This window comes from Deinococcus humi, assembly GCF_014201875.1.
Lineage (GTDB): Bacteria > Deinococcota > Deinococci > Deinococcales > Deinococcaceae > Deinococcus > Deinococcus humi.
The window spans coordinates 19,468-34,540 of the sequence record NZ_JACHFL010000010.1 but is presented as its reverse complement, the minus strand read 5'-3'; the positions used below and the strand labels follow the sequence as shown (position 1 = coordinate 34,540).

General features: G+C 63.0%; 15 protein-coding genes. 8 read left to right on the top strand and 7 right to left on the bottom strand.

The window, feature by feature from the left end:
- Positions 1-155 precede the first annotated feature (155 nt).
- The 5 genes from HNQ08_RS16875 to HNQ08_RS16855 form a co-directional block, all read right to left on the bottom strand.
- Positions 156-404, bottom strand: coding sequence for a PepSY domain-containing protein (locus HNQ08_RS16875; protein WP_184134718.1), 249 nt, complete (start codon positions 402-404; stop codon positions 156-158).
- A gap of 260 nt (positions 405-664) precedes the next feature.
- Entirely contained in the window at positions 665-1,708 is a 1,044-nt protein-coding gene (locus HNQ08_RS16870) for a c-type cytochrome (RefSeq protein WP_184134716.1), read from the bottom strand.
- Positions 1,705-2,289, bottom strand: coding sequence for a cytochrome c-type biogenesis protein (locus tag HNQ08_RS16865; protein ID WP_184134714.1), 585 nt, complete (start codon positions 2,287-2,289; stop codon positions 1,705-1,707). The genes HNQ08_RS16870 and HNQ08_RS16865 overlap by 4 nt, the downstream gene beginning before the upstream one ends.
- Positions 2,286-2,864: a TlpA family protein disulfide reductase gene (locus HNQ08_RS16860; RefSeq protein ID WP_184134712.1), complete on the bottom strand. Its 579-nt coding sequence runs from the start codon at positions 2,862-2,864 to the stop codon at positions 2,286-2,288. Before HNQ08_RS16860 ends, HNQ08_RS16865 begins: the two co-directional genes overlap by 4 nt.
- A gap of 178 nt (positions 2,865-3,042) precedes the next feature.
- Positions 3,043-5,022 (bottom strand): heme lyase CcmF/NrfE family subunit, encoded by a 1,980-nt coding sequence (locus HNQ08_RS16855; protein ID WP_184134709.1) that lies wholly within the window; start codon positions 5,020-5,022, stop codon positions 3,043-3,045.
- Positions 5,023-5,745: 723 nt separating this feature from the next.
- Between HNQ08_RS16855 and HNQ08_RS16850 the strand changes: the two genes are divergently transcribed.
- Both HNQ08_RS16850 and HNQ08_RS16845 read left to right on the top strand, forming a co-directional pair.
- Positions 5,746-6,099 carry a phospholipase D-like domain-containing protein gene (locus HNQ08_RS16850; protein ID WP_184134707.1) on the top strand — a complete coding sequence of 118 codons (354 nt, stop codon included), beginning with the start codon at positions 5,746-5,748 and terminating at the stop codon, positions 6,097-6,099.
- Positions 6,100-6,111: 12 nt separating this feature from the next.
- Positions 6,112-6,759 carry a hypothetical protein gene (locus HNQ08_RS16845; protein WP_184134704.1) on the top strand — a complete coding sequence of 216 codons (648 nt, stop codon included), beginning with the start codon at positions 6,112-6,114 and terminating at the stop codon, positions 6,757-6,759.
- 602 nt (positions 6,760-7,361) lie between these two features.
- Here the strand turns inward: HNQ08_RS16845 and HNQ08_RS16840 are convergent.
- A complete protein-coding gene (locus tag HNQ08_RS16840) occupies positions 7,362-8,249 on the bottom strand; it encodes a C39 family peptidase (protein WP_184134702.1) in 888 nt (295 codons plus the stop codon).
- 924 nt (positions 8,250-9,173) lie between these two features.
- The gene (locus tag HNQ08_RS16835) at positions 9,174-9,368 is read right to left on the bottom strand and encodes a hypothetical protein (RefSeq protein WP_229790096.1); all 195 of its coding nucleotides are present in this window, start codon (positions 9,366-9,368) and stop codon (positions 9,174-9,176) included.
- Between the two features lie 280 nt (positions 9,369-9,648).
- On the opposite strand from HNQ08_RS16835, the gene HNQ08_RS16830 reads away from it, so the two are divergent.
- The 6 genes from HNQ08_RS16830 (at position 9,649) to HNQ08_RS16805 (ending at position 15,060) form a co-directional block, all read left to right on the top strand.
- Positions 9,649-10,101, top strand: a complete 453-nt coding sequence (locus HNQ08_RS16830) for a hypothetical protein (protein WP_184134699.1) — start codon at positions 9,649-9,651, stop codon at positions 10,099-10,101.
- A gap of 382 nt (positions 10,102-10,483) precedes the next feature.
- Complete coding sequence (locus tag HNQ08_RS16825) at positions 10,484-10,960, top strand: hypothetical protein (protein ID WP_184134696.1); 477 nt, start codon at positions 10,484-10,486, stop codon at positions 10,958-10,960.
- Complete coding sequence (locus HNQ08_RS16820; protein WP_184134693.1) at positions 10,957-11,553, top strand: hypothetical protein; 597 nt, start codon at positions 10,957-10,959, stop codon at positions 11,551-11,553. The genes HNQ08_RS16825 and HNQ08_RS16820 overlap by 4 nt, the downstream gene beginning before the upstream one ends.
- 54 nt (positions 11,554-11,607) lie before the next feature.
- Positions 11,608-11,997, top strand: coding sequence for a hypothetical protein (locus HNQ08_RS16815; protein WP_184134690.1), 390 nt, complete (start codon positions 11,608-11,610; stop codon positions 11,995-11,997).
- Positions 11,994-13,880, top strand: a complete 1,887-nt coding sequence (locus HNQ08_RS16810; protein WP_184134688.1) for a type IV secretory system conjugative DNA transfer family protein — start codon at positions 11,994-11,996, stop codon at positions 13,878-13,880. The genes HNQ08_RS16815 and HNQ08_RS16810 overlap by 4 nt, the downstream gene beginning before the upstream one ends.
- Before the next feature lie 55 nt (positions 13,881-13,935).
- The gene (locus HNQ08_RS16805; RefSeq protein ID WP_184134686.1) at positions 13,936-15,060 is read left to right on the top strand and encodes a hypothetical protein; all 1,125 of its coding nucleotides are present in this window, start codon (positions 13,936-13,938) and stop codon (positions 15,058-15,060) included.
- Positions 15,061-15,073: the final 13 nt, after the last annotated feature.

The following is a 15,073-nucleotide window of genomic DNA, read 5'->3' as shown; positions in this document are numbered from 1 at the left end:
CGTTGGATGGGCTCGTCCTCCCCGAACTGTTCCCAGAATGGGTTGTGTGGGTGAGTGTACCAGCCTGCTCCTGTGCCTGTGAACCGATTCCAAAACCGAGCCGATCCCAGACGCTTGTCCGGGTTCAGGGCACGCCGTCTGAACAGAGAGACGAATCAAGGTTCCCACCCGCTCTCGCCCGCGTCCACCGCGCCCTGGTACAGCACCCTGCCGTTGCCCGCGTCCACAATCACCTCCTGGTTGCCGATGGTCACATCGTAGACCAGGAAGCCGTTCTCGTTGCCAAGCTGGACGCTGGTGACGGTGTCAGGAACGGCAGCCAGCGCGGCAGCTTTGGCCTGCTCAGGCGGTCCGGTGGGGACTGGAGAAGTTCTGGGCCTACCTTCAGCTCCTGGAGACGCCATTTCCTACGACTGGAGCGTCAGATCCTCAAAGTGTCAGGTGCTGAGGTTGCACGCGATTGAGCCGTTCCAGCTCGACCAGCTCGGCATCCGTCAGGACTCGAAGAGGCTGCTTCTGACGTCGTGGCATGCACAAAGCCTACTCCTGCGTCAAGTGACCCACTAGCCACTTATGAAGAATTAAACGGGAAACCGTCTGAGCCGCTCAATTTTGGCTTGAAAGCTGCTTAAAACTGTCCGAACTATTGATCATACCTCTTTTATCACCTCTCCTTCTGCCATTTTTCCAGCAGGTCCAGCAGCAGCTTCAACTGGGCGTCCGTCAGTTTCGGGTAGGCGGGCATGGCCCCCTTACCGTTCACGGTGATGCTTCGCAGGGCCGCGCGGCTCAGGATGGACTCGCGCAGGCTCGGGCCAATGCCTCCGCCGCCCGCCGCGCCGTGGCACGAAGCGCAGCTTCCGGCGTACAGACTCAGGGCCGGATCGCCCTGATTCAGGCGGGCACGCAGGGAAGTAATCACCTCGTCGGCGTCGCGTCCGGCAGGGTTCAGGGTGCGGTAACGCTCCAGCGCAGTCAGGGCGTCCTGATCCTGGCCGAAGCGGGACAGGGCGAACCCCAGCAGCAACTGAGATTCAGGTTCCTTGGGGGCAAGCTGGGCGGCGGTGCGGATCAGCAGGGCGGCGCGCTGGGCGTCCTCGGCGTTGATCGGCGTGCCCGTCTGTTCACCGCGCGTCAGGAGGAGAATTCCCAGGCGGCGCAATGCTTCGGGCTGGCGTGGATCAGTCTTGAGCGCGTTGCCATAAGCGCTGACCGCCTGATCGTAATTGGACGAATCAAAGGCCGCCCGGCCCCAGGCCAGATAATCGGCGTTCTTCTCGGTTTTCCGGGCCGTTTCCTTCAGTGCAGGGAGTTTGAGAACAGCCTGCACCTTCCCGGCTTCACCTGTGTCCAGCGAGGCCAGTTGCCAGCGCGGAATAAAGGTCACTGCACCCGCCACCGTCAGCAGCGCCGCTACCCCCACACCGATCAGCGCCAGCGTGCGTGGGCGGCCTGGGTTTCCAGTTTTCGCGGCGGGAGGCAGGGCGTCAAGGGCGCGCAGGGTCAGCGCGGCGCGGCGTTCCAGAGCGGGGCGGCGGGCCTCGTCCTCCAGCGTGTTCAGCTCGCCGTACAGTCGGTCCCGCTCGGCAGCCAGTCGGGCGCGTTCGGGGGCGTCCGGGTCTTCGGGGGCGGCGCGGCGCAGGGGTTCGAGGACCAGCCACAGCGCCGCCGCGCCGATGAGAGCCAGCAGCAACAGGCTGAGGATCACGGCCCACCTCCACCCGTGTCGCGGCGCACCTGATCCAGGTAAGAGTCGTAGGGTTCGGCGTCCTGCGCCCCTTCGGCGGGAGCGGAGGCCGTTCCCCGGCGGCGTAAGAAGGTCCACAGCGCCGCGCCGCCGCCCGCCAGTGCCAGCAGCGGCCCGCCCCACAACAACAGGTTGCGCCCGGTCTTGGGTGGATCGAGCAACACGAAGTTGCCGTAACGCTGCGAGAAGAAGGTGTAGATCTCCGAATCGCTGCGCCCATCGGCGATCTGCTCACGCACCGACTCGCGCATCTTGATGCTGATGTCGCTGCGTGATTCGGCGACGGATTCCCCGGTGTCGCACAGCGGGCAGCGCAAGTTCTTCTGGATGGCGACGGCGCGCTGCTCCTGTGCGGGCGGCAAGGTCAGGGGGGCCGTGCTGGGGGCAGCGGCGTGGGCGAAGGAGAGCAGAAGGCAGAGGGCGGCGGGCAGAAGGCGAGAAAGACGTGTGGGGCGGGTTCGCCGCTGAACTGCATCCTCTCCTCTGCCTTCCCCCACGGAGAGGGAGGGAGCAGAGGCCCCGTTGCTCACTCGCCCGGTCATATCCCCTTCACACCGATCTTCTCCAGCCCCGCGTTCAGGCGTTCGCGGGTCAGGCCGCCCCGGTCCATGAACTGCACAATGCCTTCCTTGTCGATGAAGACGGTTTCGGGGATGCCGGACACGCCGTAGTCGACGCCCGTATTGATGCCGGGGTCTCTCAGGGTGGGGTAGGCCAGCGCGAATTCCTTGATGAAATCGCGGGCATTCTGTTCCTTGGTTTCCTGAAACAGAATGCCCAGAATGGCTGCGCCGTCCGCCGTCTGCTGCGCGCCCAGCTCGCGGAAAAGCGGCGCTTCCTCGCGGCAGGGGCCGCACCACGACGCCCAGAAATTGAGGACGACGGGGCGGCCCTTGAGGCTTGCCAGACTAATGGAAACCTCGTCCAGACTGGTCAGGGTGAAATCTGGCGCGGGCTTGCCGATCAGCGGGCCGCCGGTGGTGGCATTCTTCGCCGGACTGAGCAGGGTATAGCCCAGCACGCCCACCAGCGCCGCCGCAATCAGGGGAGGCAGCACGCGCCGCCAGATAGGGGCAGAATTGGGTTTGGATGGTTCAGCTCTCGGCGTGTCAGTCATGGTCAGCTCTCAGGCGGGTCATCTTTGCTCCTTCCTCGTCGTGGGAGTTGTCACAGGGACGCCGCGAATCTGGTATGCCGGGCGGGCACAGTCCGGAACGAGAGAGGGCCACCGAGAAGGCCAAAGAAAACGCAAGTCGCCCTGGCCCTGCTCCATCTACCATCACCCGTCAGCCCCCTCAATCCGTCGCCGGGGCCAGTCCGGCAGAGGCGGCGCGCATCTGGGGCCGTGCCGGGCTGACCAGCGTCAGGCCCGCACCGATGCAGATGATCAGGGTGCCCCACCAGATCCACGACACCAGCGGGCTCTCGATCAGGCGAACGCTGGCCCACTGCCCTTTCGGGTCAATGCTGGTGACCACCAGATACGTGTCGCCGAGCAGGCCATAGCGCACGGCGGGGGCAGGAAACAGGGCGCCGGGGGCCTGGGTGTAGGTGTTCAGCCGCGCCTCAAAAGGTCTGCCATCAATGGAGACGGAGGCGATGGCGGAGGTTCCGAAACCCAGGTCTTCCTGCCGCAGCCCGGTCAAGGCCAGTTGTTCGCGCAGGAGGGTCCTGGGGGCAGCTTTCAGATTCAGGGTGGCCTGGGCGTCCTGTCGGTACGCCCCGCTAAAGGCCAGCCCCAGCGCCAGCACCACCAGACCGACATGGGCGGTGTACGCCCCGTAACGGCGCGGCTGTGCCTGCAACGTTCGGCCCAGACCACCACTCTGCCGCGCGGCGCGGGCGGTCAGCAGTCCCAGCCCGACGAGGTTGTAGGCGGCCAGCGCCACGGTGATCAGCACGGCGGGGGCACGAACGCCGAAGATGAAGGCGACTAGCGCCGCGCCCAGACCAGAGGCCAGCAGCGGAACTAGCGCCCGCATCAGGCTCTGGCCGTTCGCACGTCGCCACGGCAGGAGCGGCCCCACGCCCATCAGCAGCAGCAGGCCCAGGCCCAGCGGAATGGCGAAGGCGTTGTAGAAGGCGGGTCCCACGCTGGCGTCCCGGCGGCCCTGCGCGGCTTCCACAAAGGTGGGAAACAGGGTGCCCAGCAGCACCATGAAGGCGAAGACCAGAAACAACCAGTTGCCCGCCAGGAACGCGCCCTCGCGGCTGATCGGGGCGGGCACCTCCGCCTCGTCGCGCAGGAACGGCGCACGCCAGGCGGCCAGACCGATGCCCACGATCAGCAGGAAGGCCAGGAAGCCCAGGAACACCGGCCCCACCGGACCGCCCGCAAAGGCATGGACGCTCTGGACGATGCCGCTGCGGTTCAGGAACGTGCCCAGCACGGTGCTGGAATACGCCAGCACGATCAGCCAGACGTTCCACGAACGCATCAACCCGCGCTTTTCCTGAATCTGGATGCTGTGCAGGAAGGCGGTGGTCAGCAGCCACGGGATAAAGGAGGCATTCTCCACCGGGTCCCAGGCCCAGTAGCCGCCCCAGCCCAGCGTCTCGTAACTCCACCAGCCGCCCGCGACGATGGCGGCGGTCAGGAACGTCCACGCCACCAGCGTCCAGCGGCGCGTGACCACCACCCAGTGGTCCGAGAGTCGGCCCGTGACCAGGGCAGCCACCGCGTAGGCGAAGGGCACGCTCAGGCCCACGAAGCCCAGGTACAGCAGCACCGGGTGAACGGCCATCATCCAGTGGTTCTGCAGCGCCGGATTGGGGCCGCGCCCATCGGCCAGCAGGGTCGAGACGGGCGTGAACGGCGAGGCAATGGTGGCACACACGCCCACGAAGAACAGCAGGCTGACAAACATCGTGCCCAGCGCCCAGGGCCGCAGGGCGTCGCGCCGCAGGGTCAAGCTGAGGACGAAAGCGTAAGCCGAGAGCAACCAGGTCCATAGCAGAATCGACCCGGAGAGTGCTCCCCAGAGGCTCGTGACCTTCATCCAGGTTGGGGAAGCCCGCATGGAGTGTTCGGCCACGTACCGTACGCTGAAGTCGTCCCCTAGCAGCGCCGCCATCAAAGTCAGCGTGCCGAGGCTCACCAGCGCGAAGACCGCCCACACCGCCCGCCGCGTCGCCTCGGTGACCCGCGAGTCGGCCCTCAGCCCGCCGACGACCGCTAGCCACGTCCCGGCTAGCGTGAAGGCGAGTGCACCCAGCAGTGCGAGCTGGCCCAGTGCCCCGAGCGCACTCGATTGGAAGGAAATCAGGTTCAGCACGGCTCTTACCTCACTAGCTCTACCGCAGGGGGTCCTTGCTCACGGCCCTGACGAACTTATCCATTGCCAGCCTCTTCCACGACGCAGCTTGACCCTGAATTCCTCACTACTCCTGAGTGAATGTCTCGCAGTGGGAAAACAGACGCTCGTGTCAAGCAGCCTCCTCCTGTTGCAATATGTATGAGCATTTGTTCATGGGTACAGTGTATGGGCAACTGAGGCTAACTGCAGGGGCACCTGTCCCACCCTTGCCGCCCCACAACCTTGCTTGAACAGACGAGGCCCCCGGTGCTGTCGTGGAGAAGTTCCATGCGGCCGCCCGGCAGCTGCGAGGAGTTTCCACGCTTGATTCTCGGTTCCGTTCGCCCATCGAGGGCAAGTTCGCCTCAGAAAGCGTGTCCTGTTCCCCTCACCCGTTCCATCGCCTGGGCGCTAGTCTGGCTGGTGCTCCTGCTGGTCCCTGACGCCTGGTCTGGGAGGTCGGGGCTGTGGCGGCCAGCTTTGAGGTGGTAGGCGAGCTGTCCGCACCCGAAACGGTCGCCCTCGACGGTCTGGGCCTGAACACCTATCCGGTGCCTCAAGCGCCTCTCGACCGCCTGCTGTTTGAACGAACACGGGGACAGGGCGCGGCGCTGCGGAAACCAGGTGGAAGGGCTGTTGCACTTCCCGACTGGCGACCCCGCCTACAGCGCTCAGCCACGACGGCCGGGGGGAGCCTTCGACATGCTGGTCGACCAGTCGCGCCAGACGCGCCGGGAACTGCTGATCGCCAACATGATCTGGGACGACGGCCCGGATGCGCCGGGAGCGCGGGTCGCCCAGGCTATCGCCGCCCTGCGGCGGGACGTGGCCGCGTTCCCCGACCGCTACCAGGAGGGCGTGACCGGGCGCGTCATGCTGGGCAACTCCAACCGGTTGGGCGACCTCCTTGATCCAGCGGCCAACGCCTACAAGGCCGCCCGGCACCTGCTGGCAGCGGGCGTGCCGCTGACTGGGGCCTCTGTGCCCGGCTGGCGGCTGGAGATCGCCAACTATGCCTATGCTCTGCCTCACGATCACGTCAAGCTTGTCGTGTAGGACGGCGAGCGGGTGCTGGTCGGCGGGTATAACATCAGCTTCGTCCACGAGCCCCAGACGGCACCGAGCGGGCGCGGCCTCGACCTGACGGACCTCGCCCTGTGGGTGCATGGCCCGGTCGCCCGGAACGCGCTGGCGGTCTTCCGCGACGGGTGGTCCCTGAGCCGGCTGCTCACGTGCCGGACCCCGCCGTCGCCAGCGACGCTGCGGCGCGACTGTGCCTTTCAGGTGCGGGCATCCCCGCTGCCGCTCGGCTGGATGGCCCCTGTCCCCGCTGCCGGGACCGCCCGGGTGTATCCCCTCTACCGCCGCCGCGACTCCCAGGACGCCGCCGAAACGGTGAGCGCCCTCTTCGCGGCGGCGGGTACGAGCATCGACGTGATGCAGTCCCAGGTGAGCGGCACCCTGGGCTGCGTGGGCAAGCTGTCCGAGCCGGGCGGCTGTGACCCTGCCTTTCACCTGCTGATGTGGCGCGCCGCCGTGCCCGCGATCCGCGAGCGGGGCGTCACGCTGCTGCTGGACTACAACCCCCTGCTCCAGGCCGAGACGCTGGTCCTACTGCGTGGCTTCCAGGCCGAACTCGCGCCGCTGGGCCTGCAAGACCACGTGCAGGCCCGCTGGTACGGCACGGCGGGCGGGCTGCACACCCAGGCCCCCTGATCGACGGGCAGATGCTCACTGGTGGGAGCCAGAACCTGCACTCTTCCTCCTTTGGGCCACTCGGCCTGGGCGCGTACACGCTCGCCACGAGCGACGCCGGCGCCATCAACGAGTACCGGCGCATGTTCGCCTTCGAGTGGGCCCGCGCCCGGACGATTCAGGCCCCCTGGCGGCTGCCCGCCGATTTGACCTGGTCGATGAAGGCCGCTTCCCCTCGGGCGTCGCCCTCCTTGTGCCACCGATGAATCAGGCTGGACGAAAGGCTGTGTGCGCGGCTGAGCTGAGCGGTAGTCTGCTGGCCGCTCTTGATCTGATTGACGATCTCCAGCTTGAACGCGCGGTTGTGGATGCGTCCGGGCAGATCAGCTCCTTCAGTACCGTCAGCCTACGGGCTGACAGTGGCGAAGTGTCTTGCCTCCTGGTCCGCTCCTGGGGGGTCAGTCCATGGACGTGATGTGCATGGGAGAGGGGATGCCCTGGTTTTCCCGATCCCTGCCTAACTGACTTTAAAGCCCGGTCCGCTTAGTTCATCGCCCTCTTCCATCCCCATTGCTGACCTCTTGTCCCCGTGTCATCGCGGTTGAGGTCAATCCAGGCACCCCTTATTCCTCCAGTGCCCCTTCGGCCAGCTCGCGGAATTTGAGCAATTCCTTGCTCTTCGGGAAGGCGTCCAGGGCGCGTCCAGTGATCTGAAGTGTTTTGGTGTACCAGCCCGCCAGCGTCCACGCCTCGAAGGCCTCCTGACGGTACAGGTAATAGATGGTGGGCACGCCCAAGTTGACGGCACGGTCAAACTGTTGTGCGGCTGTCGCGGCGTCGTCCAGCCGCAGCGTCGCCTTGGCCAGCCCCCACCACGCGTAGGGATCGCCGGGCCGTGCCTTGACGTCCTGCTCGCCGTGCATCCGGGCATGCCGCCAGTTGGCGGTGGCATTGAAATCGTCCCCCATCGCTGCCTGAACCTCACCCTCTCTGGCAGGTGGGTAGGCCACCAGATACTCACCGTTGTAGAAGCGCCACAGATCGGTCATCTCAGCGTTGCTCAGGCGCAGGGCTGGGCCGCGCAGGGGGTCGCTGAGAAGGAACGCCCCCCTGCTGTAGCCGTAAACGGTACGGAAGTGCGCCACATTGCTGCCGGACTTGAGCCGCTGTTGCACGACCACTGGAAAGCCCCGTGAGACCAGCTCGCGCAGGACTTCGACATCACCAGCGTAACGAATGACGCTCCGGAGACCGAATTTCCCCAGGTAGGCCGCGAGTTCCAGACTGCTCACCTGCGGGTCGCCGGGATAGTCCTTCATCGCCGCTGCCGCCGTCGCCTGCGTCACACTGGTGCCGTAGTACCCCAGCACGGTCAGGGCAGTGACGGGCGCGCAGTTGTCTGGCCCCTGATACTCATGACGAATGTTCTTCAGCGTCACGCTGGCGGGAAGGGCAGCGGCACTGGCAGACAGGGCCAGCGCCGTGAACAGCAGGCGAAGCGGTCTGGACATGGCCTATTGTCCCTGAACACTGCCTCAGACAGTTTTTTTGTCAAGCCGTCAGCTTCATTTAACGTTGACCAATTTGGCCCGATTCGCTCTGTCGGGGCCAGGGGGCAAGACTGGAAGCGCGCACTGAGGAGCCTGGGCTTCAGTCCACGCAGGCTGAATGGAGCCAATCCCAAAAACCGCTCCGGGTCAGGCTGGAGCCCCCGACGGGCAAAGGGTTGGTGCAATTCTGGCTCGGAACGCGCTGAGCGCTAAGCGTTCCAGTGAGGAAGGCGCCCTGACGCCAGGAGAGTCGGCGTTCCACTGTTCCAGCTTCGCTGTGGATTCCGGCCAGTCATCCGGGCTGCAGCCTGGGCCTGCAGTGTTGTCGGACTGCGCAGCTCCGGTCTGCTCGGCACCCTTGACCTGCGGTTGAACTGCTCAATCCCGAACCACCCGCTGTAGGTCCTGCAATCAAGGATCCCGTGTCCGACGACACACCTGAGCGATCTGTGGATTCTTTTGCAGTGGGGGAGCCGTTGGCTGGCATGGATATTGGAATCTAACAGACGTTAGACCACAAAGAGCCCCCCTCCCCCCTTTCACCTCCCCCTCCTCCCAGTCTCCTCCACCACGCCTCCGCCAGCGCACCAGCCCAGGACTGAAGCCCCCGTCAAGACGGCTGGACTGAAGCTGCAACACCACGAGCACACCGGTGCTGACAAGGAGCCACCGTTCCTGGAGCGGCTGGTGGGGCAATGGGGACCATAAACCGCGTCCAGCCGCTCGCATCAACACGGGAGTTGGCTGGAGGGCCCTTTGAACGCGAGGTGCGCCAGGTGTTGGCCTCCCCCAAGCTGGCCTTCCGGCCCAGCCTACCGCGCAAGCGAACGGATGATGACGAGTAGAGACGGGGCTAGCCCAAACGCTGCGCCAGACAACAAAGACTCAGCTCCGTCCGCTCGAATCCGGCGGCAGACAAACAGACCCCAACCCCAGTTCATCCAGTTCAAACAGGGGAGCCATCCCGCGCAAGCGTTTGCGCTCGATATGCTCCACCACCATGTGCGCGGCCTGGCTGGGAAGCGCCAACAAGTTCTCGGGGCGTAGATCGTGCTGATCGCCGCTCAGATGGTGAATCATTTCCCCGGCAGCAGCGCACGGCCCAGGCGGTGAACGTACACCTGCTTTTTCAGCGTGTTGTCCCAGGCCCGCTTGTACCCGTTCATACCAAGCCCTGAAACGACTTGGAAATGTCCTTTCCCCTGACAACGGCCACTGAACCTGAACGGTGTTCGTCAGGTGAGTTGCACCCAAAGCGGTGAGGCTCTTGATCTGTCCTATTGCGCATTATATCTTGACTTTGACACCGACAATCTGCCGAAATCTGTGCTAATAATGCGCCATGACACACACTGGGTTCGTGAAATTGTCAGACCTGATTGCGTTGATGGAGACGAAGATTCAGGTCAAGTACATCCGGCAGTTCCGTGAAGCCGCGAAGGCAGGCGAGATCGACTGTCTGCCCATTGAGAAGTCCTTTGCGGTGCGGGGGTCTCAGTACCGCGATCTGATGACCCAGCGGGACGAAGCGTTTACCAACTGGCACCAGCAGACCCTCAGACAACTGGAGCTGACCACTCTGCGCGGCGCAGCGGGAATCGCCTATGAGGATGACGTCATGGGTGGCAAGATTGATTTCAAGGCCCGCGCGGAGGAATTCAGAAAATCACTGAAGAAAAAGCGGAAGCGCGCCAGCAAGAAATTGACACCAGGCGAGGCGGTGGTGGACGCGGGTCAGGCCAGGAGGCAGGTTCCCAGGGCACAGCCCGCAGCCCAGGCAAACGAGGCAACGCAGAGCGCGGCGGCAGAATAGCGCAGCAGCCAGGTGAGCGCCCAGGCCTGGGCTTGGGCAGAGCAACCCCCAGTGCATGGGGTGTTTCATGTCTTGATTCTCCCCAAGCAGGCGCAATGGCGTGCTTCGGTAGAACTTGACTTTGGCATTGTTTTCCTGAACTAATACAAGTTGAATTATGAACTTTAGAGTAAATCTACGGTGTGGTCTGGTTCGGCTGGTGAGGGCAAGGGCGGCGGACGGGGGGCGAGTTTCGGCAAAGTGGGCAGGATAAGGAGTAAGAGTAATGAATTACAGATTTGCCCACTGGGACGGCTTTTTTCGGATTGAATTCTGACTACACCGCTACTCAGCAGGGTGAAGAGAAATAAATAAAAAAGAGACAGGAAATGGAGGGCGATCAGTGTCCAGCAAACAGGTGAGATTGCAGGTGGGGGTCAGCGAGGAACTGGCGAGGCGCATCAAGCAAAAGTGTGACCAGGAAAATATGTCGGTCTACGCTTACGCTGGCCATTTGCTGGAGCAGGCGTTTATTCACGATTACAAGGGCACTTCAGACCAGCTTCTGGCCCCCCATATTCGCTCTGCCGTGCGTCAGGAAATCAACCAGATGATGGAAAACCTGATGGAGATGATGGTCAGGAGTTACATGGAAGCGGGAACCGCCCGGCGGATGGTGCAGGCCAGCTTGATTCTGCCGCCTCAGCTTGACCGGGAGCGGGTGCGTGAGCTTGAGCGACGCAACTGGGACAGCACCTATAAGGAGTTGCGAGAGGACATCAAGGGCTTTGGAAACTGGAGACGGTTGCTCGTGGATGATCCGTTGATGAATCAGGCGGACGTGGAGGAGGAAGAGTCATCGCCACCATCATCAAAATGAATTTCAAGACGGCCAGTCAGGGCGCAGTGAAGGCCAGGATCGGCATGAAAAGCATCGATTACTTTACCCGGCGGCCCACCCTGGAAGCCGAGCCGGGAGACCGGGAGGTGATCACGCGAGATGGACGGTTCCGGCTTGCTGACGATGGAGAGCAGGGCAGGCGTGAGCTGGAAAAGCGATTGGAGCAGTCGAATGGAGACCATCTGTACCGGGTGGTGATGAGCAGCGGCAACGCCGGGATGACCGCTCAGGAGACGGAACGCTGGGCGCGGAGTGTTCTTGAGAGAAACAACATTGACAACTACATGCTGGTGGTCCATGCCGGAGCGCAGGGCCATACGGACCATCCCCACGCCCACGTTCTGATTCCTGCTGAAAAGTGCTTCACCGTTGAGGACATCAGGCAGCTCAGGGTTGCCGGTGACGTGGAACAACAGCAGGTCACTTATGCCCCGAGGGCCATGTCCATCCGGCAGGACTACGGGGATGAAACAAACGTGTCTGGCAAGCCAGGGGGAAAGCAGCCTGAACGGGAAACAGAAAACGACCGTTCTCAGAAGAAGAGAACGGTTGACATCCAGTTTGGAAACTAACGGTTGGAGGCCATCAGAATGAGATTCCAGTCGATCTACCTTGATATGAGACCCATGCTGACCAAGTGGCTTGGCATTCTGGCCACGTTGGTCTTCTTGTCCCTGATCATCATGAGTTTTCGCCTGGACTTTGAGCGCGCCCTCGCCCAGTATCTGAGCTTGTACAGGGCGCAGCACGAGGCAGTGGGGCATGGGAACGGTCTCCGGTTCTGGACGGCCTGCCTGAACTCCGCTGCTTGCCGAAATGGACTGCTTTCGTCTTGGACTGCGCCGCTGGTGGTCAAGAGCGCCCTGATTTCCGGGCTGGTCTTCGGCATCTTCAGCGCCTCGTTCGGTCTGTACTGGCGTCCTGAAGTGATGGCGAACCGGGACATGCGGGTGAACTCGGTCAAGGTGGAGGAGTCGCGCCAGACTTCACCTGTTCCCCCCGGCAGCACGCTGTGATCGTCAATTACAAGCTGTTCATGGTGCGCTGGTGTCTGGCCCTGCTCGTGTTCTGGGTCACCGTTTTTTTCACGATGCTGGGCCAGGGCGTTCTTGCCGCCGCATTTTTTCTCGTGGGAAGCGGGCTTGTTTATCTCTTCAAGGACAGTCGGCCCCAGGTCAGACACACCGCCCATTTCGCCCACAAGGCTGAAATTGCGCCGCTGACCAGAGGTGTGTTTGAAGGCGACGGCGTGTTGGTGGGGTTCGCCTACAAGAAACCCCTCGTGGTCCGTCCGGGCACCGCTGGGAAAAATGAGCTGGGACATTTCCTGTGGGTTGGCCCGAGCCGGAGCGGCAAGGGGCTGAGCATTGCCAGCAACCTGTACAACTGGGAAGGGTCAGCCATCGTCGTGGACATCAAGGGCGAGATCGCCGAGCAGACCGCCGGATACCGCCGCGACGTGCTGGGTCAGGACGTGTTCATTCTCAACCCATCGGGTGGGGAGAGCAGCCATCAATTTGATCCTTTCAAAGAGCTGGAGACCGATGAGCAGATCTTCAGCGCGGCCATCGGGTTCATGCAGCCGGACAAGGACGGCGCGAACGCCATCTTCGCCCAGCGCGCGAGCGCGGCGCTCGCGGCACTCATCAAGGCGGCCAAAGTTTCGGGAGCACCCACCGTCGCGTTTCTGGATTCGATGATCTACCAGCCGCACGGTCTCAAGGGAACGGCCCTCAGACTCCAGGCGCTGAATGACCCGCAGGTGACCCGGTGGCTGAACTCGTTTCTGGGGAAGGACCCGGACCAGATGGACTGGGATGAGGCGGACGGGGACCGCTTTCTGAACAACTCCTGGCAGCGGCTCAGGACGGCGGCGAGCTTTTTGATCACCCCAGGCGTCAAGCACATGACGGGTGGCAGCGATTTCATGGCTGCGGATATCGTGGACCGACCGACGACGGTGTATCTGGTGTTCCGCGAGTCGGAACTGACCCTGAACCTCGCCCTGTTCAACCTGGTCATCGACGCCATCTTCCGTTCGATCATGCGCCGCTATGACCTGGATCCTGGCCAGGAGGGTCAGAAAATCCTGACCGTCTTTGACGAGGCCTTCAGGGCCTCGCCCAACCTGCTCGCGGAGTACGCGGGCACCGTGGCCGGACGCGGCATCTCCCTGTGCATTTACGTGCAGTCGCTGGCCCAGCTCGGCGACATCTGGGGCAAGGAAGGCCGGACCGTGATCATGGAGAACGCCCACACCAAGGTCTTTCTGCCTGCCGTGGACCGCTCAGACGACGATCGAGAAGGCACGTCCGCCTTTGTCTCGGCGTCCTGCGGCAAATACATGCTGGAGGACCGGGGCCAGGCCAAAGAGGAACACGGCAAGGAGCTGAACACCAACGTCCGCATGACCGAGCGCGAACTGATCTCCGCGAGTGAGTTCGCCATGTTGGGGGCCGGAAAGAGCATCATTTTGTGCAACGACTTTCCGCCCATCCTGGCCCACCGGCTGGAGCCGTGGCGGTTCAAGGAACACGAAAGCGCGCCGCAGTACCCCACGCCCAGACCCCCTGGGCGGTCAGAGACAGGAGTCAAAGCGTCCCAGGCCGAGCCAGAGGCCGACACCCAGGCCCAGTCTTCCCCTGCACCTGGGACCCCCGCCACGGTTGGCGGCGTGCCGGAAGCTGGCGCAGGAGCTGCAGCGATGTCCCCAGCCACCGCGCCCATCAACCCGCCGCCAGAAGAGCCTGGAACAGGCGAAGATTCTGCGCCAGACGCCATTTCAACAGTTTCAACTGCACCTCTGCCAGCCGTACCCGAACCCCCAGCACAGACAATATCGTCTCTAGACGTTGACACTAGAGATCAAGACGATGACATTGATCAAGCGGTTTTTTGAGTCATTTGATTGAGAATTTGGGATTTACTCATTATGTTCGTGTCAAAATGGGTGAATGACAAAGTCATCTTCCTGGACCGCTCTGGCCCTGACGCTCTCCCTGGGGCATGGTCAGGCGTTGTCCCCGCAGGTGACTTCCACGCCTGCGACAGCGCAAAGAGCGGTGACACCCAGCAAGCCGCCCGCTCCAAGCAATGTGACCAGAAACAGCGCCGCACCAGCAGTGCCGGGCAATGCGCCGGTGGTCAAAACTGGCCTGCAAACCATTTTCACAACCAATCAACTGACGGGAAACAGCGCCGTCAAGATGATTGCCAGCACGAACTATCAGATCGTGCTGGTTTTTCCGTCCAGGGTTCAGAGCATTGGGATCAATACCAGCAAGCAAGACGCCGTGCTGGCGAGCATTGATCGATACGATGGAAGAGTCGTTTACATTGACGCGCTTCAGGCTGGCGGCACAGCCACGATCAATTTTCGTCTGCTGACGGCTGCGGAACAGAAGGCAGAGAAATCAGCATCAGGGGAGATTGCGGCGAATCCCAATTCCTCTCCCGTGATTCTCAAAGTGCTGATGGACCTCACCGACAAGGGAAGCGGAGTTCTCTCCTACACCATCAAGAACCCGGCCCCTAGGCCAGCCCCGGCCACAGCCGCCAAACCACCTGTGCAGGCCGTGAAGCCCCCAACTCCAGTGGTCAAGCCAGCTGTTCCAACGGCCAAGCCCCCAGCCCCAACAGTCAAGCCACCAGCCCTGGTGGTTAAGCCGCCTCCAGTTCCAGCTCGGCCAGTCTCAGCACCTGCCCCGGCCAGGCCAACCTCATTCGCCGGGACCAATGGCGCGCTGACCTTGACCGTGGATCTGGAAGGCAACGCCAGGACGCCGAACAGTCAGGCGCTCAGGTACACCGTGGGACTGAACGGGGCCGCTGCAGGCAAGACCTACACTCTGGACACCGCCCAGACTTCCCTCCGCGTCAAGAACGTGCCCGTCAGCGATCTGAGCATTCTCAAAGGTTATTTTCCTGTCGGGGCTGCCGCTCCATTCAAGGGAACGGTAGAAGTGCCCCAGCGGGTGCTTGAACAGGCCGGGCCGAAAGTTCTGATGTTCGTGGTCATCGAGGCCGACGCCACCACCAGGGCCACCGCGCGCAAGTACGTGGGAGTCATCCTCAAATGAGATGGCCGCTTGT

Coding starts and splice junctions, on each gene's coding strand:
- HNQ08_RS16875 (WP_184134718.1), bottom strand. CDS start 404: ATGGCGTCTCCAGGAGCTGAAGGTAGGCCCAGAACTTCTCCAGTCCCC.
- HNQ08_RS16865 (WP_184134714.1), bottom strand. CDS start 2,289: ATGACCGGGCGAGTGAGCAACGGGGCCTCTGCTCCCTCCCTCTCCGTG.
- HNQ08_RS16860 (WP_184134712.1), bottom strand. CDS start 2,864: ATGACTGACACGCCGAGAGCTGAACCATCCAAACCCAATTCTGCCCCT.
- HNQ08_RS16850 (WP_184134707.1), top strand. CDS start 5,746: ATGCTGGTCGACCAGTCGCGCCAGACGCGCCGGGAACTGCTGATCGCC.
- HNQ08_RS16840 (WP_184134702.1), bottom strand. CDS start 8,249: ATGTCCAGACCGCTTCGCCTGCTGTTCACGGCGCTGGCCCTGTCTGCC.
- HNQ08_RS16835 (WP_229790096.1), bottom strand. CDS start 9,368: ATGATTCACCATCTGAGCGGCGATCAGCACGATCTACGCCCCGAGAAC.
- HNQ08_RS16820 (WP_184134693.1), top strand. CDS start 10,957: ATGAATTTCAAGACGGCCAGTCAGGGCGCAGTGAAGGCCAGGATCGGC.
- HNQ08_RS16815 (WP_184134690.1), top strand. CDS start 11,608: ATGCTGACCAAGTGGCTTGGCATTCTGGCCACGTTGGTCTTCTTGTCC.
- HNQ08_RS16805 (WP_184134686.1), top strand. CDS start 13,936: ATGACAAAGTCATCTTCCTGGACCGCTCTGGCCCTGACGCTCTCCCTG.